Source organism: Bradyrhizobium sp. SZCCHNR1017 (assembly GCF_032381375.1).
Classification (GTDB): domain Bacteria; phylum Pseudomonadota; class Alphaproteobacteria; order Rhizobiales; family Xanthobacteraceae; genus Bradyrhizobium.
The window spans coordinates 149,839-171,491 of record NZ_JAUHIR010000013.1; the positions used below are offsets into that span (position 1 = coordinate 149,839).

At 63.6% G+C, this 21,653-nt stretch carries 24 protein-coding genes; 10 read left to right on the forward strand and 14 right to left on the reverse strand.

Annotated features, from left to right (window positions below; translation table 11 throughout):
- Positions 1 to 57: 57 nt before the first annotated feature.
- Complete coding sequence (locus tag QW863_RS27400; protein ID WP_315716639.1) at positions 58 to 756, reverse strand: pirin family protein; 699 nt, start codon at positions 754 to 756, stop codon at positions 58 to 60.
- Positions 757 to 886: 130 nt separating this feature from the next.
- Between QW863_RS27400 and QW863_RS27405 the strand changes: the two genes are divergently transcribed.
- On the forward strand, positions 887 to 1,795 hold the full coding sequence (locus tag QW863_RS27405) for a LysR family transcriptional regulator (protein WP_315716640.1): 909 nt from the start codon (positions 887 to 889) through the stop codon (positions 1,793 to 1,795).
- Between the two features lie 23 nt (positions 1,796 to 1,818).
- Here QW863_RS27405 and QW863_RS27410 read toward each other — a convergent pair whose 3' ends face one another.
- The 3 genes from QW863_RS27410 to QW863_RS27420 form a co-directional block, all read right to left on the reverse strand.
- Complete coding sequence (locus QW863_RS27410; RefSeq protein WP_315716641.1) at positions 1,819 to 2,286, reverse strand: YbaK/EbsC family protein; 468 nt, start codon at positions 2,284 to 2,286, stop codon at positions 1,819 to 1,821.
- Complete coding sequence (locus QW863_RS27415; protein WP_315716642.1) at positions 2,276 to 2,593, reverse strand: hypothetical protein; 318 nt, start codon at positions 2,591 to 2,593, stop codon at positions 2,276 to 2,278. The genes QW863_RS27410 and QW863_RS27415 overlap by 11 nt, the downstream gene beginning before the upstream one ends.
- Before the next feature lie 98 nt (positions 2,594 to 2,691).
- Positions 2,692 to 3,576 (reverse strand): amidohydrolase family protein, encoded by an 885-nt coding sequence (locus QW863_RS27420; RefSeq protein WP_315716643.1) that lies wholly within the window; start codon positions 3,574 to 3,576, stop codon positions 2,692 to 2,694.
- A gap of 254 nt (positions 3,577 to 3,830) precedes the next feature.
- Between QW863_RS27420 and ykgO the strand changes: the two genes are divergently transcribed.
- The 3 genes from ykgO (at position 3,831) to QW863_RS27435 (ending at position 5,043) form a co-directional block, all read left to right on the forward strand.
- Complete coding sequence (gene ykgO, locus QW863_RS27425; RefSeq protein ID WP_006611362.1) at positions 3,831 to 3,956, forward strand: type B 50S ribosomal protein L36; 126 nt, start codon at positions 3,831 to 3,833, stop codon at positions 3,954 to 3,956.
- A 96-nt stretch (positions 3,957 to 4,052) separates the two neighbouring features.
- Positions 4,053 to 4,682 carry a tetratricopeptide repeat protein gene (locus QW863_RS27430; RefSeq protein ID WP_315716644.1) on the forward strand — a complete coding sequence of 210 codons (630 nt, stop codon included), beginning with the start codon at positions 4,053 to 4,055 and terminating at the stop codon, positions 4,680 to 4,682.
- Between the two features lie 103 nt (positions 4,683 to 4,785).
- Positions 4,786 to 5,043 (forward strand): hypothetical protein, encoded by a 258-nt coding sequence (locus QW863_RS27435; RefSeq protein WP_315716645.1) that lies wholly within the window; start codon positions 4,786 to 4,788, stop codon positions 5,041 to 5,043.
- 28 nt (positions 5,044 to 5,071) lie between these two features.
- Here the strand turns inward: QW863_RS27435 and QW863_RS27440 are convergent, their stop codons facing one another.
- Positions 5,072 to 5,254, reverse strand: a complete 183-nt coding sequence (locus tag QW863_RS27440) for a hypothetical protein (RefSeq protein WP_315716646.1) — start codon at positions 5,252 to 5,254, stop codon at positions 5,072 to 5,074.
- Between the two features lie 251 nt (positions 5,255 to 5,505).
- Between QW863_RS27440 and QW863_RS27445 the strand changes: the two genes are divergently transcribed.
- Positions 5,506 to 6,465 carry an alpha/beta hydrolase gene (locus tag QW863_RS27445; RefSeq protein WP_315716647.1) on the forward strand — a complete coding sequence of 320 codons (960 nt, stop codon included), beginning with the start codon at positions 5,506 to 5,508 and terminating at the stop codon, positions 6,463 to 6,465.
- Positions 6,466 to 6,530: 65 nt separating this feature from the next.
- Here QW863_RS27445 and cycA read toward each other — a convergent pair whose 3' ends face one another.
- On the reverse strand, positions 6,531 to 6,926 hold the full coding sequence (gene cycA, locus QW863_RS27450; RefSeq protein ID WP_315716648.1) for a cytochrome c-550 CycA: 396 nt from the start codon (positions 6,924 to 6,926) through the stop codon (positions 6,531 to 6,533).
- Between the two features lie 208 nt (positions 6,927 to 7,134).
- Here cycA and QW863_RS27455 point away from each other — a divergent pair, with 208 nt between their 5' ends.
- Positions 7,135 to 8,628 (forward strand): FAD-linked oxidase C-terminal domain-containing protein, encoded by a 1,494-nt coding sequence (locus tag QW863_RS27455; RefSeq protein ID WP_315716649.1) that lies wholly within the window; start codon positions 7,135 to 7,137, stop codon positions 8,626 to 8,628.
- Positions 8,629 to 9,570: 942 nt separating this feature from the next.
- Here QW863_RS27455 and QW863_RS27460 read toward each other — a convergent pair.
- The 7 genes from QW863_RS27460 to QW863_RS27490 all read right to left on the reverse strand — a co-directional run bounded on the left by QW863_RS27460 (position 9,571) and on the right by QW863_RS27490 (position 14,471).
- Positions 9,571 to 10,080, reverse strand: coding sequence for a hypothetical protein (locus tag QW863_RS27460; RefSeq protein ID WP_315716650.1), 510 nt, complete (start codon positions 10,078 to 10,080; stop codon positions 9,571 to 9,573).
- A gap of 41 nt (positions 10,081 to 10,121) precedes the next feature.
- Positions 10,122 to 10,946 (reverse strand): nucleotide-binding protein, encoded by an 825-nt coding sequence (locus tag QW863_RS27465; RefSeq protein WP_315716651.1) that lies wholly within the window; start codon positions 10,944 to 10,946, stop codon positions 10,122 to 10,124.
- 449 nt (positions 10,947 to 11,395) lie between these two features.
- Complete coding sequence (locus tag QW863_RS27470) at positions 11,396 to 12,115, reverse strand: nucleotidyltransferase domain-containing protein (RefSeq protein ID WP_315716652.1); 720 nt, start codon at positions 12,113 to 12,115, stop codon at positions 11,396 to 11,398.
- Positions 12,031 to 12,873 carry a pentapeptide repeat-containing protein gene (locus QW863_RS27475; protein ID WP_315716653.1) on the reverse strand — a complete coding sequence of 281 codons (843 nt, stop codon included), beginning with the start codon at positions 12,871 to 12,873 and terminating at the stop codon, positions 12,031 to 12,033. The genes QW863_RS27470 and QW863_RS27475 overlap by 85 nt, the downstream gene beginning before the upstream one ends.
- Positions 12,874 to 13,254: 381 nt before the next feature.
- Positions 13,255 to 13,620, reverse strand: coding sequence for a hypothetical protein (locus QW863_RS27480; RefSeq protein WP_315716654.1), 366 nt, complete (start codon positions 13,618 to 13,620; stop codon positions 13,255 to 13,257).
- Between the two features lie 6 nt (positions 13,621 to 13,626).
- Positions 13,627 to 13,824 carry a hypothetical protein gene (locus tag QW863_RS27485; RefSeq protein WP_315716655.1) on the reverse strand — a complete coding sequence of 66 codons (198 nt, stop codon included), beginning with the start codon at positions 13,822 to 13,824 and terminating at the stop codon, positions 13,627 to 13,629.
- Between the two features lie 308 nt (positions 13,825 to 14,132).
- Positions 14,133 to 14,471 carry a putative quinol monooxygenase gene (locus QW863_RS27490; RefSeq protein ID WP_315716656.1) on the reverse strand — a complete coding sequence of 113 codons (339 nt, stop codon included), beginning with the start codon at positions 14,469 to 14,471 and terminating at the stop codon, positions 14,133 to 14,135.
- Between the two features lie 582 nt (positions 14,472 to 15,053).
- Here QW863_RS27490 and QW863_RS27495 point away from each other — a divergent pair.
- From QW863_RS27495 to QW863_RS27510, 4 genes are all read left to right on the forward strand, one after another.
- A complete protein-coding gene (locus tag QW863_RS27495; RefSeq protein WP_315716657.1) occupies positions 15,054 to 16,292 on the forward strand; it encodes an FAD-binding protein in 1,239 nt (412 codons plus the stop codon).
- Positions 16,289 to 17,611, forward strand: a complete 1,323-nt coding sequence (gene glcF / locus QW863_RS27500; RefSeq protein WP_315716658.1) for a glycolate oxidase subunit GlcF — start codon at positions 16,289 to 16,291, stop codon at positions 17,609 to 17,611. The genes QW863_RS27495 and glcF overlap by 4 nt, the downstream gene beginning before the upstream one ends.
- A 75-nt stretch (positions 17,612 to 17,686) precedes the next feature.
- Positions 17,687 to 18,142 (forward strand): hypothetical protein, encoded by a 456-nt coding sequence (locus QW863_RS27505; RefSeq protein ID WP_315716660.1) that lies wholly within the window; start codon positions 17,687 to 17,689, stop codon positions 18,140 to 18,142.
- 487 nt (positions 18,143 to 18,629) lie between these two features.
- Positions 18,630 to 19,625: a TorF family putative porin gene (locus QW863_RS27510; RefSeq protein ID WP_315716661.1), complete on the forward strand. Its 996-nt coding sequence runs from the start codon at positions 18,630 to 18,632 to the stop codon at positions 19,623 to 19,625.
- 85 nt (positions 19,626 to 19,710) lie between these two features.
- Here the strand turns inward: QW863_RS27510 and QW863_RS27515 are convergent, their stop codons facing one another.
- On the reverse strand, positions 19,711 to 21,471 hold the full coding sequence (locus QW863_RS27515) for an ABC transporter ATP-binding protein/permease (protein ID WP_315716662.1): 1,761 nt from the start codon (positions 21,469 to 21,471) through the stop codon (positions 19,711 to 19,713).
- Positions 21,472 to 21,653 lie beyond the last annotated feature (182 nt).

Below are 21,653 nucleotides of genomic sequence, written 5' to 3' on the forward strand. Positions count from 1 at the left end.
CGAGGATGATCGGGGAGAGCGTCCCGGCCGGATGCCCGGCCGGGATCGCGTGAGAGGTCAGGCGGCGTCGACGAGCACCAGCTCGGAATCTTCGAGCGCGGTGATCTTGAGCGTGGCCTCGTCGCGGATGGCGGCGCCGTCACGGGCGTTGACTCGGACGCCGTTCACTTCGACGCTGCCGGCTGCGGGCACCAGATAGATGTGGCGGGCCTTGTCGGCGCTGTACTCGGCGGTCTCGCCGGCCTTCAGCGTGGTGCCGAGTACGCGCGCCTTGGCACGGATCGGCAACGCGTCGTCGTCATCTGCGAAGCCGCTCGCCAGTGTGACCAGCTTGCCGGAGCGGTCGGACTTCGGGAACGGCTTGGCACCCCAGGTCGGTTGGCCGCCATCGGTGGTCGGCTCGATCCAGATCTGGAAGATCCGCGTCGTGGTCGGCTGCAGATTGTACTCGGAGTGGCGGATGCCGCTGCCCGCACTCATCACCTGGACGTCGCCGGCCTCGGTGCGGCCCTTGTTGCCGAGGCTGTCCTGATGGGTGATCGCACCCTCGCGGACATAGGTGATGATCTCCATGTTCCGGTGCGGATGCGCCGGGAAGCCGGTGTTCGGCGCGATCTCGTCGTCGTTCCAGACGCGCAGGGCGCCGTGGCCCATGTTGCTGGGGTCGTAGTAGCTCGCGAACGAGAAATGGTGCTTGGCCTTCAGCCAGCCGTGGTCGGCGCCGCCCAGCGCCGCAAAGGGCTTCAATTCGATCATGGGTCTGCTCCTGTGGTTGCAACGGCCGGCCGGGGCCGCCGTGCTGTTGGGCATTGGAATAAGGAAGCGACCGGAGTATAGAAATAGAAACTATTGAAACCTATTGTTTCCAAAAACGAGATTTGAGGCGATGGCGCGACTTCCGGATTTCGAGGCGATGGCGATCTTCGCCAAGGTCGTCGAGCTGCGCTCCTTCGCGGGCGCCGCGCAGGAGCTGGGCCTCTCCAAGGCCTCCGTCTCCAAGGCGGTGAGCCGGCTGGAGGAGCGTCTGGGTACGCGGCTGTTCAACCGCACCTCGCGGCGCTTGGCGCTGACAGACGCCGGCCAGCGCCTGTCCGAGCGTGCCGCGCAGCTGCTCGCCGATGGCGAGGCTGCCGAGACCGAGGCGCTCGCGCAGTCGCTGACGCCGCGCGGCCTGGTGCGCTTCGCGGTGCCGATGACGTTCGGCGTCAAGAAGATCGCGCCGCTGCTGCCGGCGTTCCTAGAGCAATATCCGGAGGTCTCGATCGACCTCCACATGAGCGACGCCACCGTCGATCTGATCGGCGAAGGGTTCGACCTCGCGCTGCGGATCGCGCGGCTTCCGGACTCGTCGCTGGTCGCGCGCCGCCTTTGCCCCATGCCGCGCTACACGGTGGCGGCGCCGTCCTATCTGAAGCGCCACGGACGGCCGACGCATCCGATGCATCTCGCCGAGCACAAATGCTTCGGCTACGCCTATCTCTCCACCGCCGGCGTCTGGCACTACACCAATGCGGCCGGCGAGCAGGCCAGCGTACGGCCGGCGGGACAGCTGCGCGTCAACAATGGCGAGGCGCTGTTGCCGGCGGTGCTCGCGGGGCTCGGCATCGCGGACCTGCCGGATTTCATCGTTGGCGACGCGATCGCGTCTGGCGAGGTCGAGGTGGTGCTGAAGGGCTGGAGCCAGCCCGAAGGCGCAATGCATCTGGTGATGCCGCCCGGCGGCCCGCGCCCCGCGCGGGTCGAGGTGCTGACGGAGTTTCTAGTGAAGGAACTCGCGAAGGGGAAGAAGCGATGATCGCGGCCGCCGATCCCAGCCGATCAGGACTGCACCTCGCATACATCGACCCATGCGGCTCCCGTCAGCTCGGCCAAGCGATCCGGCGTGATCTTCACCGCGCTGTGGGTCGAGCCCGCGGCGGGCACCACGATGTCGAAGGCCTTCAGCGAGACGTCGCAATACACCGGTAGCGGCGACTTCAAGCCGAACGGGCAGACGCCGCCGACCTCGTGTCCGGTGATGTCGGCGACCTCGTCGAGGCCGAGCATCTTCGGCTTGCCGCCGAACAGCGCCTTCACCTTCTTGTTGTCCATGCGCGCGTGGCCTGCGGCGACGATCAGGATGACGCGCTCGCCGACGCGCAACGACAGCGTCTTGGCGATGCGGGCCGGCTCCACGCCATAGGCTTCCGCCGCGAGCGCCACGGTTGCGGAGCTCTGGCTGGAGACGAGAACGTCGATGTCGGGGGCTTTTTCAGCGAAGAAGGCGCGGACGGATTCAAGGCTCATGCGTGTTGACGATCTCAGGCAATTCGGAGAGCGCAGCAATACGATGATCGGGCGCAAAACCCAACTCGTCCATCTGGGTCCGCAGCGCCTTGAACATCGTGAGCGGGGACACGAGATCGGTCTCGATGCAGGCGGCCGCCATACGCTGCATCAGCGAGCGCAGCCAGGTGTATTCGAGCTGCTTGATGCGCCAGATCTGGGTGATGATGTCGCCGTGGCCGGGAAAGGCCTGCTCGGTGACCGCCGCTACTGACTGGATGTCGTACAGCGTGCCATAGGCATCGAAGACCACGGCTTTGAAGGGCACGGCGCTCACCTCATCGAGAGAGGCAGGCGCGATGGCCGATGGCCGCCGCGCCCGCGGATGATAGCACGATCCTCGACGATACGAGCCGTCGGACGGCCTCAGATCCCGAGCAGCCTGCGCGCGTTGGCCTTCAACACTTTCGGCCGGATCTCCTCGCGGATGTCGAGCTTGGCGAAATCGGCGAGCCAGCGGTCGGGCGTGATCACCGGCCAGTCGGAGCCGAACAGCATCTTGTCCTGCAGGATCGAGTTGATGTAGCGCACCAGGATCGGCGGGAAGTACTTTGGCGACCAGCCGGAGAGGTCGATGTACACGTTCGGCTTGTGGGTCGCGACCGACAGCGCCTCCTCCTGCCAGGGGAAGGAGGGGTGGGCGAGAATGATCTTGAGGTCGGGGAAGTCGGCCGCGACGTCGTCCATGTACATCGGGTTCGAGTACTTCAGCCGCATCCCCATGCCGCCCGGCATGCCCGAGCCGACGCCGGTCTGGCCGGTGTGGAACAGCGCGATCGCGCCGCCGTCGTTGATCGCCTCATACAGCGGATAGGCCAGCCGGTCGTTGGCGTAGAAGCCCTGCATGGTCGGGTGGAACTTGAAGCCGCGGACGCCATACTCCTCGATCAGCTTGCGCGCCTCGCGGACGCCGAGCTTGCCCTTGTGCGGATCGATGCTGACGAAGGGGATCAGCACATCGAGATGGTCGGAGGCGACCTCGAGCATCTCGTAATTGTTGTAGCGGCGGAAGCCGGTCTCGCGCTCGGCGTCGACCGGGAAGATCACGGCGGCGATGTTCTTGGAGCGGTAATAGGCCGCCGTCTCCGGCACCGTCGGCGGGTGCTTGTGCGGCGACTTGAAGTAGTCGGCCATCTGGGCCTGGAAATCGTCGTAGCCGTCATCCGCATGCATGCCGCAGGGCTCCTCGGCATGGGTGTGGATGTCGATGGCGACGACATCGTCGATCTTGGGCAGAGCGAGCTTGGGCATGGGCGTTCCCGGCGGTTGGTTCTTGGCTTTGGAAAATTGATTATAGGATATAACAAATTTGGCAATCGCCAAGTTGGATCGAGGGGCCCGTCGCCGGCCGGTCCTGTTGAAGCCGGGGCCCGCCATGATTGACATCCGGCGGGCTGGTGGTTAGAAACCCGCCAATCCGGGCGACTTGGTCGCTTGCGGAACTCCCTTTGTATTTGCCACTTCCGGCCTGTCCAACACGGCCTTTCAACGTATCAGGATGTCCCATGAAGGTCCGTAACTCGCTGAAGTCGCTGCGTGGCCGCCATCGCGCCAACCGTCTGGTCCGCCGCAAGGGCCGCGTCTACGTGATCAACAAGGTCCAGCGCCGCTTCAAGGCCCGCCAGGGTTGATCCCGTAGATCTCCCCTCGAGAAGAGGGGCCTTCTCACAGGTCTTTGAGGCGCGTGCTGCTTTGCAGGACGCGCCGACTGCGTTTAGACTTGGGGCATGGCCAAGCGATCCTTGCGGGCGATTCTTCTCGCCGTTGTCGTCATTTCGGTACCGCATCTTGCCTTTGCGCAGGGGGAGCCGCGGGCCGGCGTCAAGCCAAAGCCGCCCGAGGCTCCGGCCAAGCTGCCCAAGGTCGGAGCCGACAAGACCAAGGGCCTCGATTTCCTGTTCGGCGCCCTGAAGGCGGCGCCCGACGAGATCAGCGCCAAGCACGTCGAGGCGCGGATCTGGGCGATCTGGCTGCAGACCCCCAGTGACACCGTCGCCCTGCTGATGGCGCGGTCCAAGGCGGCGATGGACGCGAAGCAGAACGAGGTTGCGCTCAAGCTGCTCGATTCGGTCATCAAGCTCCGGCCCGACTACGTCGAGGCCTGGAACCGTCGCGCGACGATCTATTACCTCCAGAACGATTACGGTCGCTCGCTTGCCGACATCCAGCAGGTCCTGCTGCGTGAGCCGCGGCACTTCGGCGCGCTCGCGGGTCTCGGCATGATCATGCAGGATCTCGGCGAGGAGAAGCGGGCCCTGGACGCGTTCCGCAAGGCGCTCGAGGTCAATCCGCACCTGGACAAGGTGCCGGAGCTGGTCAAGACGCTGACCGAGAAGGTCGAAGGCCGCGACATCTAGCCTTGGCGATCGATTAACCATGTCAGGACGGCCGTCCTTGCCGGCCGATCTGCGCCATCCCACCTGCCGTTGATCGGAGGACATCCGGCGAGGAGGTGGCGCAATGAGGCGTGCAGTGCTGACGGCAGCGCTCATCGGAATGACGGCGACGGCCGCCTGGGCCGAGGATCCGGATCTGTTCTGGGTGGTCGGCAACCGCGCCACCAATCGCTGCGAGATCGTGACCAGCAATCCGATCGTCACCCCCACCATGGGCGACATCTGGTTCGCGTCCGGGCCGTTCAAGTCGAAAGACGACGCCAAGCTGGCGCGATCGACGATCAACGCGTGTCCGAACAAGGACATCACGTCCGAGGACTGATCGGCGCAATCCGGCCCGGTCAGCCGACTCAGTGAAATGCGGTGCTGCGGCGGTCCGGCATGCCGTACTGCGCGGCTGCGGCATACAGCTGCGCGATCTCGGCCTCGAGATGCTCGTTGACCAGCAGCAGGGCCTTCAGCGCGCCGCGGAGATCGCCATTGCAACTTGCGACGATCTCGTCGATCGCAGCCTCGCTCGAACGAAAACTCATCGGTAACCCCCTCCCAAAACACCAAACAAAACGCAGGGCCGGTCATCGTGTTCAAACGACGCAATGATCTGACCGCAAGTAATTCACGGCCATCAGCCGATTGCGAGGAAATGTCCCGACCATGGTTATAAAATGGCCGACGACGCCATGATGACAGGATTGGCTTGACGGGACGTGGAATTGCGCGCTTTCCCGCGCAACCGCCTTCGTTCTGCTCCGTATCTGTCAGCGTGACACGTAGAAAAATATCAATGATTTCAATCACTATTGCGGTCGTTCTCGGTGGGCTCGCACTGGCCACGCGGGCCGGTATTGCGATCGTCGAAAAGCGCTATCCGCAGCAGGGGCAGGCGATCCCGGTGGCCGGTGCGACCATCAATCTTGTGGATATCGGGCCGCGCAACGCGTCCGGACCGCCGCTCCTGCTGCTCCATGGGGCGAGCTCGAACCTCGAAGCCATGCGCCGTCCGCTGGGTGATCTCCTGGCGCAGCGCCACCGGGTGCTCCTGGTCGACCGTCCCGGCCACGGCTGGAGCCCGCGCGCGCGGCCTGAGGATTCCACGCCCGCGGCTCAGGCCCGGATGCTGGACGAGGTGCTGGCGCGGCTCGGCGTCGGCCAGGTCGTCCTGGTGGTGCATTCCTGGAGCGGCGCGCTCGGCCTGCGCATGGCGCTCGACTTCCCCGACCGGGTTGCGGGGCTCGTGATGCTGGCGCCGGTCGCCTATCCCTGGCGGGGCGGGGTCGGGCGCTACAACGAGGCCGTCACGACGCCGGTGGTCGGGCCGTTGCTGGCGCATACGATCACGCTGCCGCTCGGCCTGGCGCTGATGGCGCCCGGCGCCCGCGGCGTGTTCGCGCCGCAGGCGATGCCGGACGATTTCGTCGACCGGACCGCGACGCCGCTGCTGCTGCGCCCGCGCGAGTTCATGGCCAATGCCCGCGATCTCGTCACCCTGAAGCAGGCGGTGATCGAGCAGGCGCCGCGCTATGGCGAGATCAAGGTCCCGGTCACGATCGTGGCGGGCGGGGCCGACCGGACGGTCTATACCGACATCCATTCCCGCCCGCTCGCGCGGGTCGTGCCACAGAGCCGCCTGATCGTGCTGCCCGACCTCGGGCACATGGTCCAGAACGCGGTGCCGGAGCTGGTGGCCGGCGAGGTCGACCGGATCGTCGCCGCGGTGACCCTGGCCGACGCCGTGGCGCCGTGATGTGAAAAAGCCCCGGCGGTCCGCCGGGGCTTTGCAGTCGAGGTGACGTGTCGGCCGGCGGCCGCTTACTGCTTCTGCTTGCCGTCCTTGTCGAACGACGAGACATAGGCCCAGAGGTTGTTGATCTCGGTCTCGTTCTTGATGCCGGCGAAGGTCATCTTGGTGCCGGGGATCTTGGCCTTCGGGTCCTTGATGTATTCCTTGAAGACCGCCTCGTTCCAGGTGATGCCCGAGTTCTTGTTGGCTTCCGAATAGTTGTAGTCCGGCGCGCTGCCCGACTTGCGGCCGTCGAGGCCGTTGAGTTCCGGGCCGACCTTGTTCTTCGCGCCCTCGCCGATCGCGTGGCAGGGCAGGCACTTGTTGAAGGACGTCTTGCCGGCGGCGGCATCCTGCGCCAGCGCGGCAGATGCCAGCGACGACGAGGCGAGGACGACGAGCGCGCTCAAAGTCATTTTCTTCATGGATCAGGCTCTGTGGGTTACGAGACGAGTTTGCGCGCAGGTTGTGGCATGGCCTCAGGCGACGCACAAGCGGGGAAGCACTGAGGCAAATCAGCATAATGGCGGAGCTTGTTGCTCTGCCGCAAACTTCGATGCGGATCCGCTGCCTATCCAAACCGTTTCCGTTGTGATTGATATGCCAGCACAAATCGAGGGCCGGAGGAACGCGATGGCGATCATGATGCCGGAAGCTGATCGGGCGGTGCTGGCGCGCCGCGACGAGATCGTTGCTGCACTGCGCGCGATCGTGCCGGGCGAAGGCGTCATCGACAGCGCCGCCGAGATGCTGCCCTACGAGTCCGACGGGTTGATGGCCTACCGCCAGCCGCCGATGGTCGTGGTGCTGCCGGAGACCACCGCGCAGGTCTCGCAGGTCCTGAAATATTGCCACGGGCAGGGCATCAAGGTGGTTCCGCGCGGCTCGGGCACCTCGCTGTCCGGCGGCGCGCTGCCGCTCGCCGACGGCGTGCTGCTCGGGCTCGGCAAGTTCAAGCGCATCCGCGACATCGACTTCGACAACCGCGTCGTCGTCACCGAGCCAGGGGTCACCAACCTCGCCATCAGCCAGGCGGTGGCGCATGCCGGCTTCTACTATGCGCCGGATCCGTCGTCGCAGATCGCCTGCTCGATCGGCGGCAATGTCGCCGAGAATTCCGGCGGCGTGCACTGCCTGAAATACGGCATGACCACCAACAACGTGCTCGGCTGCGAGTTCGTGCTGATGACCGGCGAGGTCCTGCGCATCGGCGGCAAGTGCACCGAGAACGCCGGCTATGACCTGATGGGCCTGATCACCGGCTCGGAAGGGCTGCTCGGCGTGGTCACCGAGGTGACGGTGCGCATCCTGCAGAAGCCGGAGACGGCCCGCGCCCTGATGGTCGGTTTCGCCGAAGTGGAGGCGGCCGGGGAATGCGTCGCCCGCATCATCGGCGCCGGCATCATCCCCGGCGGCATGGAGATGATGGACAAGCCGGCGATCCACGCCGCCGAGGCCTTCGTCCATGCCGGCTATCCGCTCGACGTCGAGGCGCTCCTGATCATCGAGCTCGACGGCCCCGGCGTCGAGGTCGACGAGCTGATCGGCCGCGTCGAGGCGATTGCAAACGCCTGCGGCTCGACCACCTGCCGCATCTCCACCTCGGAGGCCGAGCGCAACCTGTTCTGGGCCGGCCGCAAGGCGGCGTTTCCGGCCGTCGGGCGCATCTCGCCGGACTATCTCTGCATGGACGGCACCATCCCGCGCGGCGCGCTGCCGAAGGCGCTGGCGCGCATCCGCGAGCTCTCGGAGAAGTACCAGCTCGGCTGCGCCAACGTGTTCCATGCCGGCGACGGCAATCTGCATCCGCTGATCCTCTACGATGCCAACAAGCCGGGCGAGATGGAGCGCGCCGAGGCGTTCGGCGCCGACATCCTGCGCTGCTGCGTCGAGCTCGGCGGCGTCCTGACCGGCGAGCACGGCGTCGGCATCGAGAAGCGCGACCTGATGCCGGAGATGTTCACCGAGATCGACCTCAACCAGCAGCAGCGGGTGAAGTGCGCCTTCGATCATTTGGGCCTGCTCAATCCCGGCAAGGTGTTCCCGACCCTGCACCGCTGCGCCGAGCTTGGGCGCATGCACGTGCATGGCGGCAAGCTGGCGTTTCCGGATCTGCCGAGGTTCTGAGACCGGCGCCGCAGGGCAGGGCACCGTCATGTGGCGCCCCGCTCTCTCCCCGCGTCATTCCGGGGCGCCCGCAGGGCGAGCCCGGAATCCATAGCCACGGGCCGATACGTGAGGCACGCGGGCAGCTCCATCCCGCTCGACCAACATCCGCCTGTGGTTATGGATTCCGGGTTCATCGCTGCGCGATGCCCCGGAATGACGTGGAGAGAGTCGTCCTCATCGCATCCACCTTTGCTCGCAGGCGCACGTCCGCGCTCCCGCGGCGTTCTCCGCCCGAGTGATGCCATCGACATCGCCCTTCGAAACGGTCGAGAGGGCGCAGGGAATGCCGGGTGAAGGCCTCACCCATGGCCCGCCTGCGAAAAAAATGCAGGCGGCAGGTACCACAGGTTCAGCCGATCAACCGGCATTCCCTGCGCGGCGGTCTTAACGCTTATACGTGCTCGCCCCGGGGATCGGCGTTCTTGTCCCCGTCGCTGGCCCGCCCCGCAAAGGGCACGACCCGCTTGGCCTCAGCACCGGGAGGCCAGGCCCACACGATTTCACGTCCGCATCACAGTCGTTCGTCGGCATGACCGAAGCCACGCTGCGACCCGACACGGCCACCGCATCCCACCTCGCATATCGTGACGACCGCGCGTACGCCCCTCTCGGTGAGGCGGGATGGGCGGAGGATGGCACGGTTTCTGTAAAAGCGAAAGCGGAAAATTTCGGTGCTTGAGGCCGGCTGGCCGTTCGGCGTTGCAATCGCTCGCGAAATGAGTTTTTCCCCGCGAGCGATTTGCTGCGGCCGGCCGTTCTTTCGCTGTGAGATCAGCAAAGCTGATTTGCCCGACGACCCGAACAGGCTCTGTATCTGTCGGGTTCGAAATTGTGGACGCCCCAAAGAATCGACCTTGAACTTTCCGTGTGAAGGTGGGGGATGACCTGTCCTATCTCTTTCTAACTACTTTGCTTTTTTCTGGCGCTGCGGCGTCTGGCGGATTTGGGCGCCGAAGCGGTGCCATATTGGACGTGCAGGGCAAAGCCGCCGCGTACCGCCGCCCGGACGGCTTCGAGCAGCTTGACGACGTATGGCTCGAACGGCTCGATCCGAAAGACCGGGCCGGCTTTCTTCATAGGATACCGTGGCCAGTAGCCTGCATGGGCTGCGTGCAGTTGTTCCAACTCGGATCGCTCTAGCGGTCCAATCGCCAATCCGTGCTCATGCGCCTCTTTTAGCAGCGCGTCGATTCTGTGCCCGAATATCCGATTGTTTTCGAGGTCCTTGAGCGGCACGCCTTGAGCGAGGAGAAAAGCCTTTAGGGCCAGTTCGACCGCATGGCAGAGCATAAAGTAACGTGGCCACGAGATGGGAAGCCCGGAGGGCGCCTTTTCCGGGAGGTCTCGGAATGCCTGATAGAATTCTTCCGCCAATTCGAGAAAGCGGAGATGCTCGTTAGGACTCGTCATCTGATCGTCCTGACTCCCATAAGGCGATGCTCTGCCGTGTCTTATCCCCATGCCTTGTTTGCATCGAAATCCATGCCGGCCGCCTTCAGCTCCTTCACGAGTTTTATTTTCCAGCCCTCCGCTGGGTCGAGTTCTGTATAGATGACCCCGTAAAGGTCCGATGGGATCTCGACCTCGCCTCTACGCAAAAGACACGTGCGTCCGCGACCGAGCTTGCCGGCAAAATAGCCCAACTCGAAGATTACATTCTGACGGGCGCGCGCCGCTGGGGCCGATGAAGTACCGGCGACATCGTCGGGGGTCAGGAGCACAACCGTGAAACCGACGCGGCTCGCGCAATCTTCGAATTTCTCGATAATCGTGCGTCCCTGGTCGGGCTGCTCACGCAGGACGATCGTCGGCAATTCTAGCCGTTCGAGGAAGCGAGCAACTGCCTGCAGAGCAGCCTCGTCATGGCCGTGCACGACAAAGACTTCATTTTTCTGAGACGGCTGCAATTCTTTGACATTCGGCGGCGGGAGTTCTTGCTGATCTGCAATTTCTTCTTCGAGGAAGCGGATGGCCTGACCGAGAAGTGCGACAGATTTTGCCTTTTCACGGGTTAGATACTGTCGCACATCGTTCAGTAGCGACGCGTCGTAACTCGGCGGGCGCCGGCCGCTGACAAACATCGCACCCATTGGGCCTCCATCCAGTCGGCCGGCATTGCTGTAGCGCCTGTATTCGATTGTGTCGTGCCCAAATGTCGAGGACAGCGTTTCGTCGATAGCGGTTTGAAGTGCCAGCGCACTAGGGTCACGGCGGCCTTGAACTTGCTGTGGATCGAAGGCTTCAAGATCGGCAATACGCTGGCGCAATCGATCCATGCACCGTCGCTTCTGCTCGATCGATAGAGAAGGCCGGGGAGGAGGCGGGGGTGGTTGTGTAGCGCGAGCCATTAGATCATCCTGATAAATTAACCAGTAGAAAGGCTACATCAAAAGCGGGCGATTTAATCTTGGCGCCTCATAACGATGGGGGGCTATCCGCCCTGCGAGCTAGCGCTCTCTTCAGAAGCGGAAGGATCGCCGCAACGTTAGCGGAACGCGAAGCGTATTCGGGCGAGATCTGCTCTTGGCTAGCGTTTGCCAAGAACAGCAAGGCATCGCCGGCCTCCCTGGCAAGCCGGACAACCGCGTCGTCGGGTCCGAGTCGGTTTACGGAGGCCCAACGTCCGATAGCTGCTTCGGAAAGGGCAAAGAGTTCCTCCGCCGGCCATGCGATTTGGTTGATCTCTTTCAGAATCGCTCGTTGAGCATTCATCCGATTTGAGAAACTATCGTCCATCTTTCTTCCTTTGAAGTAGTTCCGCCATCCAATTTTCGAGAAGGGGGAGTGCCTCAAGTGCTCGATCCTCTTCTGTGGCGGCAAGTGGTGCTCCATGTCCGCGGGTGCTGAGCAGGCGAGCCCTTTCGAGAATCCGATAATGCGCCAAGTCCACCGGGGGCATGTCGCCCATAAGACGGAGCGCTACTCCACGCGAAAAATCTGGAACACCAAGTCCAAGCATGTAGCAGCTGCAGAAATTGCGTAGACCGAGGAATGCGGCCGATAGGTCAAAAACGATGCTGCTGCGATCGCTCGCTACCGAAGATCGTGATTGTCGAAAGATAGCGAGGAAGCGTTCGCAGTCATCGATTGCTTTGGTGTAGCTAGCTGGCGTCCCAAGGGCCTGGACGAAATCGCTTCCATCCCTACTATAAACCATCTTGGCTTCTAGGTGAAGGTGCCACGCAAACGGATTGCCTTCATTCCATATGCGCTTAACTTTAGAGTGGGAATAAATTGAAAACATCGAGCGCGACAGCTCATTCGTGCCGCCGGTAGTGATCGCCAATAGATCAACATCCGATCCCGGAGATATCTCGCCTCTGCAGAGCGAACCAAAGACATAGATGTGGAGTAGGTGGGTCATCGGCGATTGAAGCGCTTGATAAGAATTGACATGAAAAAACCAAGCGCAATGAGTCGCGCTACTGTAATCAAGGTGAGCCATGTGGGGCTGATATGTGCAGGAGGCGAAACCCCAAAGAAAATCTGTGGTGCGCGCCAGATGGCTTCCACCAAACTTGCAGCGGTGATTGAACTTGGATCTGTCGATGTATCGAGGATCACTATAGCCCCGATAAGAAAAAAGACCGTTCTCAAGAGCGCGAGAATGTTCTCGCCGTTTCCCCACACGTAGTCCAATAATTTGAATTTAACCCAAAGTAGGAATCGTAGGATACGGTTGAATGGGCCTGGATATTTGGCCCGATAATAGCGATCGTTTGAGTACCATGCCTTGTGCAGATGGATTTCGGTCGCGTCAAGTTCGACGCGGATTGCGTGATTCGCGGCCGCTGCATCTCCGAGTTGTTGGTAATTAGTGCGCAAGCTGCGTGCAAACCGCATCTTCTGATTCTCATAAGAAGGGCAGTTGTCCGTCAATATTGCATCGTCGATGATGGTGCGCTCGAACGTTGCGTAATCGAAAATGCAGCCCGTAAAGGTTGCCCCATGCAGGTTGGTCGAGGCGAACTTTACCCCCGTAAAGTTGCAGCTATCGAACGAGCAGCTCGGGAGATAGCAGGAATCGAATGTCGAGTTGGAAAAATCGACCTTTTTGAATCGCTTTCTTATGGCTACCAACCGTACTAATTGAAGGTTGGACCAATCTGAGTCTTCTACGTTGATGCGGACAGCCTTGTCTTTGTATTCGACACGATGGCTGTTTGTCAGATATTCTTCTAACCTATCGCGGTTTCCGGTCATCTTGCCTGCACCTTCTTGCGGCGCGCGCTTGCGTTTTGCTGGCCCCGATCAAGGGCATTTTGTTAATTGAGGGGACGGCGTGCGCGACGTTCACGTGTGCATAGCGCAAGACCATCGAAAGGCTGGGCCGTCCGCTCAGGTGCATGAGCATGTTGAGGTCACGGTTTTCCTGATAGTGTTGGTGCCTGTACTCTCGCGAACTCGGACGCCTCGGAGCGTCCCGCGCAAATATCATACTGGCGGGTCTGTTCGCCTTTCGGGTTGGAGGAGCATGAAATTACCGCCTAAAGTTGTAGAATGTCTTGATCTGTAAACAGTTTTGCGCGTTCGATCACCCGGTAAAATGGCTCGTCGGTGATAAATTCGGCGAAAACCCGTTTGTCACGCGGAAGATCCCCGCGCCTCGTCCAGTGTGCAGAGCTTGACTGGCATCAATTCTGTGCGCTTACCCCTCCCCGTGATGGCAGCTAGCGAATCGGGCAAGGCGTACTTGCGCCCCCTGATGTCAGGCGACTGTAACCCAACGAGCATCTGATTCTGTATTAGGGTGACAGTGCGCTTCGGCAAAGTTCTCGGGCGGTTCAAATGCTCGAAATCGAGATCGCCGGCCGGGATTTCCTCGTCGGCCCTGGCATCGCTGACCTCAGCCTCGAAGGCATTCAGGTGCTCAGCGTCTCGGATGTCGAGCTTGTTCTTCAGGACGGTCGTGCGGAGATAGCAATACTCGTTGGCGACCGCGTCGTACATGGCGGCCTAAGCCTTGCGGTAAGCGTCGATGATCGACTTCCGGCGTTCCACGGGGGAAAGGGCCTTACCCGTCGACGACGAAGCGCCCTTCATCTTGGGAGAATACTCGATCCCCTCGACGGCGCTGATCTTGCGAAACCGGGCGCTGCCGATCACGAAGCCACCGGCTTTGGTCTTTTTCGAAGAAGGTTTCTTCGGGGCCATGACAGAACATTAGCATAAGTGGGGCGATCTCGCACGACGAGAAAATAGGATATCGAGGGCAGGCAAGGGTGACTTGGAAGCCGAAAGGAATGCCGTAGGTGAGCTGCGTCCGGCCATACGACGGAGGCCATACGACCTGCAATGCGCCATGAGGTCTGTGTTCGATCTCGTCTCGCGTGGAGGACCGGATGCTCCGCCGGAGCCTGCCCCCTGGCGCGGCGAAGGCGAGACCCGAGGGCGGAGCATGACAGCTTGGGGATGGCGAGAGTTCAACCCATCCACGAGAGCCGATTTCAAGACAGAGTTGTCTAAATCAGCCCGTACTGCATCCGCTCGCGTCGTGCCAGCAGCGGCAGGGCCTGGCTGGCGATATAGGTCTTGAAGTGGTCGCTCTCCTGGTGGGCCTTGAACGCGGCTTCGTCGCGGAACAGCTCGTAGAACAGGAACTGCGCCGGGTTGTCCTTGGCGCGGGAGATCAGGAACAGTTTTGCGCCGGGCTCGCGCTGCGCCTCGGGCAGGAAGCGCGACAGGATCTCCGCGACGCGGTCGGCCTCGCCGGCCCTGGCCTCCCATTGCGCCACCACCAGCAGGCCGCCGCCGCTGACGGCCTCGTTCACGGTTTTCGTCTCGATGGCATATCCGGTCATCGTGATCGGTCCTTTCGTTGAAGTGCTGCAAGGGCAACGATACCGCAGTTCCTGCATCCGATCCTTCGATGGCGGACGAAGGATGGATGTGCACATGAGGGCGTAGGGCGGATTAGCCGAAGGCGTCATCCGCCATGTGTCTCGGAAGGCGGCGGGTTACGCTTCGCTTACCCGCCCTACGGGCTGGGGAGCACGCGATGCCCGGGCTTGTTCCACCTGCGCGGCCCGGCGCCTCGCGGGGCGAAGGCCCGGCATCGACGTCTTTCCTTCTCCGGGTTCGACGACGTGGATGGCCGGGCCTTCGCCGCGCCGAAGCGGCTTCGGCCGCGCAGGCCGGGACAAGCCCGGCCATGACGACGTTGAAACAGCTCGGCCGGACTCTGACGGCGTCATATGCGACAGTCCTGCAGGCAGCGAGGTCGATGCCGCAGAGCACGACGGCGGGACCATGCAGATCGCGCGTGAACGTTCCGTCGTGGCCGCCCTTGTGTCCGGCCCGCAACGCTTTAGAAGGGCTGCAACGCTGGTGGCCGCGCGTTGCGCTGGGCCGCCGGTCATCATCAACGAGCAAGGCGAGCAGTGGTGGACGCCCTGAAAGTACGCAACGCAGCCGACGTGGAGGAGGTGGTCCGCTCGGCCATCGCCAATGAGCAGCCGCTCGACGTGATCGGCCATGGCTCGAAGCGTGGGATCGGCCAGGTCACCGCGACCAATGCCGTGCTCGACCTGTCGGCGCTGAGCGCGGTCGTCGCCTACGAGCCGAACGAGCTCATCATCACCGCGCAGGCCGGGGCGCCGCTCGCCGACCTCTTGTCGCTGATCGATTCGAAGAGCCAGCAATTCGCGTTCGAGCCGATGGACACGGGGCCGCTGCTCGGCACGACGGGCCGGGGCACGCTGGGCGGGATGATCGCGGCGGGGCTGGCCGGCCCGCGGCGTATCAGGGCCGGCGGGGTGCGCGACCATCTGCTCGGGGCGCATGCCGTCTCCGGCTTCGGCGAGAGCTTCAAGACCGGCGGCAAGGTGGTCAAGAACGTCACCGGCTACGATCTCTGCAAGCTGCTGGCGGGCTCCTGGGGCACGCTGGCGGTCATGACCGAGGCGACCCTGAAGGTGATGCCGCGGCCGGAGTCGGAGCGCAGCCTGGTGCTGCGCGGGCTCGACGACCTCAAGGCCAACCGGGCCATGACGGCGGCGCTCGGTTCGCCGTTCGATGTATCCGGAGCCGCGCATCTGCCGGCCTCGACCTTGCGGCCGGAGGTCGAAGGCCTAAGCCCGATCGGCTCGCCGCGCGAGGCGGTCACGGTGATCAGGCTGGAGGGCATCACGGCCTCCGCCGCGCATCGGGCGGCGTCGCTCGCCAGGCAGCTCGCGACCTACGGTGCGGCCGAGATCATCGCGGACGACGCCTCCGCCGATGTCTGGAGCGCCGTGCGCGACGTGCTGCCGTTCGCCGCCAACGGCCCGCTCGGGGCCTGGACGGTGTGGCGGATCGTCTGCCCGCCGGTGTCGGGCGGGGCCATCGGGCAGGCCTTGACGCGCCAGACCGGCGGCGAGGTGATCTATGACTGGGGCGGGGGGCTGATCTGGGCCGCGCTGCCGCCGCAGCCCGATGCGTCCGCGGGGCTGGTGCGCAAGCAGGCCGAGGCCGTCGGCGGCCACGCCACCCTGCTGCGGGCGTGGGACGAGATGCGTCTCGCGGTCGACGTCTTCCACCCGCAGCCGCCGGGTGTCGCCGCGCTGGAGGAGCGGGTGCGCGTCTCCTTCGATCCCAAGACCATTCTCAACCGCGGCCGTATCAGGCGGAGCGTTGCGCCATGAAGACCGAGTTCACCTTGGCGCAGCTCGCCGATCCCGACATCGCGGTCGCCGACAAGATCCTGCGCGCCTGCGTGCATTGCGGCTTCTGCACCGCGACCTGCCCGACCTACGTGCTGCTCGGCGACGAGCTCGACAGCCCGCGCGGGCGCATCTACCTGATCAAGCAGATGCTCGAGAAGGATCAGGCACCGACCGCCGACGTGGTCAAGCACATCGACCGCTGCCTGTCGTGCCTGTCCTGCATGACGACCTGCCCGTCGGGCGTCCACTACATGCATCTGGTCGATCAGGCGCGGGTGCGAATCGAGCAGCGCTACCAGCGCCCGCTGACCGACCGGTGGCTGCGCGCCGTGCTCGCCTATGTGCTGCCGCGGCCGCGCGAGTTTCGGCTGGCGATGACCCTGGCGCGGCTCGGCCGGCCGTTGAAGGCGCTGCTGCCGGCGTCCTCCGCGTCGCGAACACCTGCGCCGGGCCTGCTGCGGCGCGTCAGGGCGATGCTCGACCTGGCGCCTGCCGCGGCGCTGCCGCCGCCGGGGCCGGCGGGCGGCAGCGTGTTTGCCGCGCAGGGCGCGCGGCGCGGCCGCGTGGCGCTGCTGCAGGGCTGCGCGCAAGCGGCGCTGGCGCCACGCATCAACCAGGCTGCGATCAGCGTCCTGACACGGCACGGCGTCGAGGTCGTGCTGGTCAGGGACGAGCAATGCTGCGGTGCGCTGACCCACCACATGGGGCAGGATGCCGACGCGCTGGCGCGGGCGCGCGCCAATGTCGACGCGTGGACCGCGGAGATGAAACGCGGCGGTCTCGACGCCATCCTGGTGACGACCTCGGGCTGCGGCACCGTCGTCAAGGACTACGGACACATGCTGCGCGAAGACCCGCAATATGCGGCGGCCGCGGCCGCCGTGTCGGCGATGGCGAAGGACATCACCGAGTATCTCGCCGGTCTCGAACTGGCCTCCGCCTCTCGGCGCGACGACATCGTCGTGGCCTATCACTCGGCCTGCTCACTGCAACATGGGCAGAAAATCACGAGCATTCCGAAAGAATTGCTTTCCAAGTCCGGATTCGTGGTGAAAGATATACCGGAGAGTCATTTGTGTTGCGGTTCGGCGGGGACCTACAACATTCTCCAGCCTGACATCGCGATGAAGCTGCGCGATCGCAAGGTCGCCAACATCGCGACCGTCAAGCCGAATGTGATCGCGGCGGGCAATATCGGCTGCATGATGCAGATTGCCAGCGGCACCTCTGTCCCCGTCGTGCACACCGTTGAGCTTCTCGACTGGGCGACGGGCGGTCCGCGGCCAGGAATGATTTGACGGATGGGCGCGTGCTGACTGCCGGCCCGTCCCGCCGGACGAGCTGATCGAACGGCGGCAACTGGAGGGTTTCTGATGGCGAAGGACAAGAAGGCGAAGAAGGACAAGAAAGAAAAGAAGAAGCTGATGGCGCAGGCCAAGTCAGCGAAGAAGGCGACGAAGAAGTCCGCCAAGAAGGCTGCGAAGAAGTCTGCACCGAAGTCCGCGAAAAAGGCCGCCAAGAAGGCTGCCAAGGCGCCCGCCAAGAAGGCGAAGAAGACCGTGAAGGCCGCGGCGAAGAAGGCGGCCAAGGCGCCTGCCAAGAAGGCTGCTGCGAAGAAGGCTCCCGCCAAGAAGGCCAAGACGTCGGCCGCAAAGGCTCCTGCCGCGCCGAAGAAGAAGGCCGCCAAGAAGCGGGCTCCCAAGATGGCTCCGCTGGTCGAGATCCCGGCGGTGAACGAGACCGAATCGGCTGCCGAGACCAGCTGGGCGATGCCGAGCGCGGCACCCGAGGAGCACGAAGACGGCGAGGGGACCGCCCCCGGAAACTGATCTTTCCGGTCCGGATCGTTCTCACCACCAGACGAATTCACATCGGGAGGCCGCGGCGGCAACGCTGCGGCCTTCTCGTTTGTTGCCGGCGCCTGTCGTCTGGCTTCTGGCGTCTGCGTCGGCTCCTAATTGCCGATGGATCTGTTCGTCGGAGCCGTCGCCCCCGCAGATCTACGGCCGGGCGAATCCGACCTCGCTACGCCGTGTCGTTTTGCTTGGGACACCACGATTCCAGCGCGTCGGCACAACCGAATGTGCGTCCTGGCGTGCGTTCGGACACGGAGATTTGTTGTTCAAATGCAACACGCGCTGACTACCTGCCGTAGAATTGTCAAAACGCCCAAAAAGGCGGCAGATGCCGCGCTTTTTTGCTTCACGTGCGGCGAGACCCTGGCACAAATTGCGTCTGGATGACGCAGCCGGTCTTGTTTGCGCCCTGGGGGGCCAAGGTGGGGCAGGCTTTTCGAAATAGGTAATGGGGATCGTCATGAAGAAGTGGGCTTTGCTGGCAACGGCGCTGGCAATGGTTTCGGGATCGGCTTCGGCGGCGGACATGGCGGTCAAGGCCTACAAGGCTCCGCCTCCGGTCGCGTTCGATCCCTGGGATATCGCGTTCGGCGCGGCGATCATGAACGACTACGTGTTCCGTGGCGTCACCCAGTCGAACCACAAGCCGTCGGTGGCCGCCTATTTCGAGCCGCGCTTCAACGTCAACAAGGACCTGCAGTTCTACGTCGGCGTCGCCGGCGAGAGCATTTCCTTCCCGAACCGCGCTGCTGCCGAGATCGACATCTACGGCGGTGTCCGCCCGACCTTCGGCGCCTTCGCCTTCGACATCGGCGTCTGGGGCTATCTGTATCCGGGCGGGACCTGCTATTACGGCGGTGGCGCCACGACGGACTTCGCCGGCCGCGCCCTGAGCGCCGAGTGCCAGGCCAACACCCTGACCAACCTCAACGTGATGAAGAAGGACGTCTCGTTCTTCGAAGTCTACGGCAAGATGAACTACACGGTGAACGATAACTGGACGTTCGGCATCACCGAGTTCTACTCGCCGAGCTTCCTGAACACCGGCGCCTGGGGCAACTACGCATCGGTCACCGGCAAGTGGACCGCGCCCAGCACCACCTTCGGCTCCAGCGGCGTCGGCATGTATGTGTCGGGTGAGTTCGGCCGCCAGTGGTTCGGCACCTCCGACTCGTTCTACGGCACGGCCGCCTTCCCGAATGGTATCAAGTATGCCGACTACAACACCTGGAACATCGGTGTCGGCTTCACCTACAAGGTGTTCACGCTGGACCTGCGCTACTCCGACACCAACCTCTCCAAGGGTGATTGCAACGCCTTCACCAGCGACTTCACCGGCAGCGGCACGACCAACGTGACCGCGATCAACCCGACCGGCGTCGGCTCGAAGTGGTGCGGCGCGACCGGCATCGCCAAGCTCTCGGTCGACCTGACGGCGATGACCAACCTGAAGTAATCACCGCAAGGCGGATCGAACTCATCACGAAGGGCGGCAGAGCAATCTGCCGCCCTTCTGCTTTGCTAGCGCAGCGGCGCTCGCGTCAGCTGCCTCCATCCGCGGTCGCGTCGGCCGCCTGTCCGGCCGGCCGCAGCGAGAACCGGTCGCCATCCCGAATCAGCTCGACCTTCCGATCGTGAAACTCGTGCAGGGTCGAGCGGTGGCCGATCGAGACGACGGTGGTCTGCGGCAGCCGTTCGGCGATGACCCGATAGAGCCTGGCTTCGCTCGGCTCGTCGAGCGAGGCCGTGGCCTCATCGAGGAAGAGATATTGGGGCGCGTGCAGCAGCGCGCGGGCAATTCCGAGCCGCTGCTGCTCGCCGAGCGACAGCATCCGGTTCCAGTGCGAGTCCTCGTCCAGGCGGTCCGCCAGTTGCGGCAGACCGACGGCCACCAGCGCCTCCCTGACCTGCTCGACGCTGAAAGCGTCCGCCGCCGCCGGATAGACGATCGCCGCCTTGAGCGCGCCGATCGGGAAGTAGGGCCGTTGCGGCAGCATCATCAGCTTGGCATGCGAGGGCACGCTGATGGCGCCGCTGCCGAACGGCCAGACGCCGGCGATGGCGCGGAACAGCGTCGATTTGCCGGCGCCGGAGGGCCCGGTCAGCAGCGTGCGCTCGTTGTTGCCGATGCTGAACCCGTCGGCCGCGACCAGCGGCAGGCCATTGGGCAGCTTCAGCAGCAGCTGGGCGAGATCGATGCTGTCGCCGGCATGGTCGACGACATCGATCGTCTGCGGCTCGCCCGAGAGCTTGTGCGCGCTCTCGATGGACATGTCGAAGCCGTCGAGGCGGGCGACGGTCGAGCGCCAGTCGGCAAGCGTCCGGTAAGTCGTCACGAAGAACGACAGCGCGCCCTGCACCGTCGAGAACGCGGACGCCGTCTGCATGATGCCGCCCATCTGGATCGACTTGGCGAAGTAGGCAGGCGCAACGAGCACATAGGGAAAGATCACGGCCGCCTGCGAATAGCCCGCCGTGAAGGCCGTCAGCCGCTTGGTCCGGCTCATGATCTGGTACCAGTTCTGCACGACCCGGCCGAAGCGGGTTCCGAGCTGACCTTGCTCGGCGCCTTCGCCGCGCAGCAGCGCGATCTGCTCGGAGCTTTCGCGCACCCGCACCAGGTTGAAGCGGAAGTCGGCCTCGTAGCGCTGCTGCTCGAAGTTGAGATTGACGAGCGGCGAGCCGATCCAATGCGTCAGGATGGTCCCGAAGATCGCATAGATCAGCGCGATCCAGACCAGGTAGCCGGGGATCGCGATGTCGGTGCCGAACAGCTGCAGCGGGGCATCGGTCGACAGCCCCCAGAGCACCACCATGAACGATGCGAGCGAGACGATCGAGCTGAGCAGGCCGATGGTGATGTTCAGCGTCTTGTCGACGAACAGCTGCACGTCGTCGGCAATGCGCTGGTCCGGGTTGTCGGCGATGTCGCCCTTGAGCTGCATGCGATAGTGCGTGGCGTTGTCCAGCCAGCGGCGCAGGTAGAGGTCGGTCATCCACCGCCGCCAGCGGATCTGCAGCCATTGATTGAGATAGAGCTGGTACACGGCCAGGATGATGAAGATGGTCGCCAGTACGGCGAATACGCCGATTTCCCAGATGAAGCTGTTCCAATCATACTGCTGCAGCGCGTTGAAGAACCTGTTCTGCCACTGGTTCACCAGCACCTGGATCGCAACGAGCGACAGTTCGATCGCAATGACGGCGGCGAGCAGGACGCGCCCGGCGACCTTGTCCTCGGAGCGGAAGTAGGGAATGGCGATCCGCCAGACGGTGGCGACGGTCGAGCGCAGATTGTTCACAGAGGGGCTGCTCCTGAGAAAAGGTCTTAACAGGCTGGCGAAAAACGAGAAAATCGCGGTTGGCACCGCCTGCCTAGACTAAAGTCGTAATCTGGCGGGTGGCCGCCGGCTTGTCGGTCGCGTGTGACAAACCGTAGCATGGGGCAGGGGAGAGGGACTGCGACCGCCGCCAGATTTCGCGA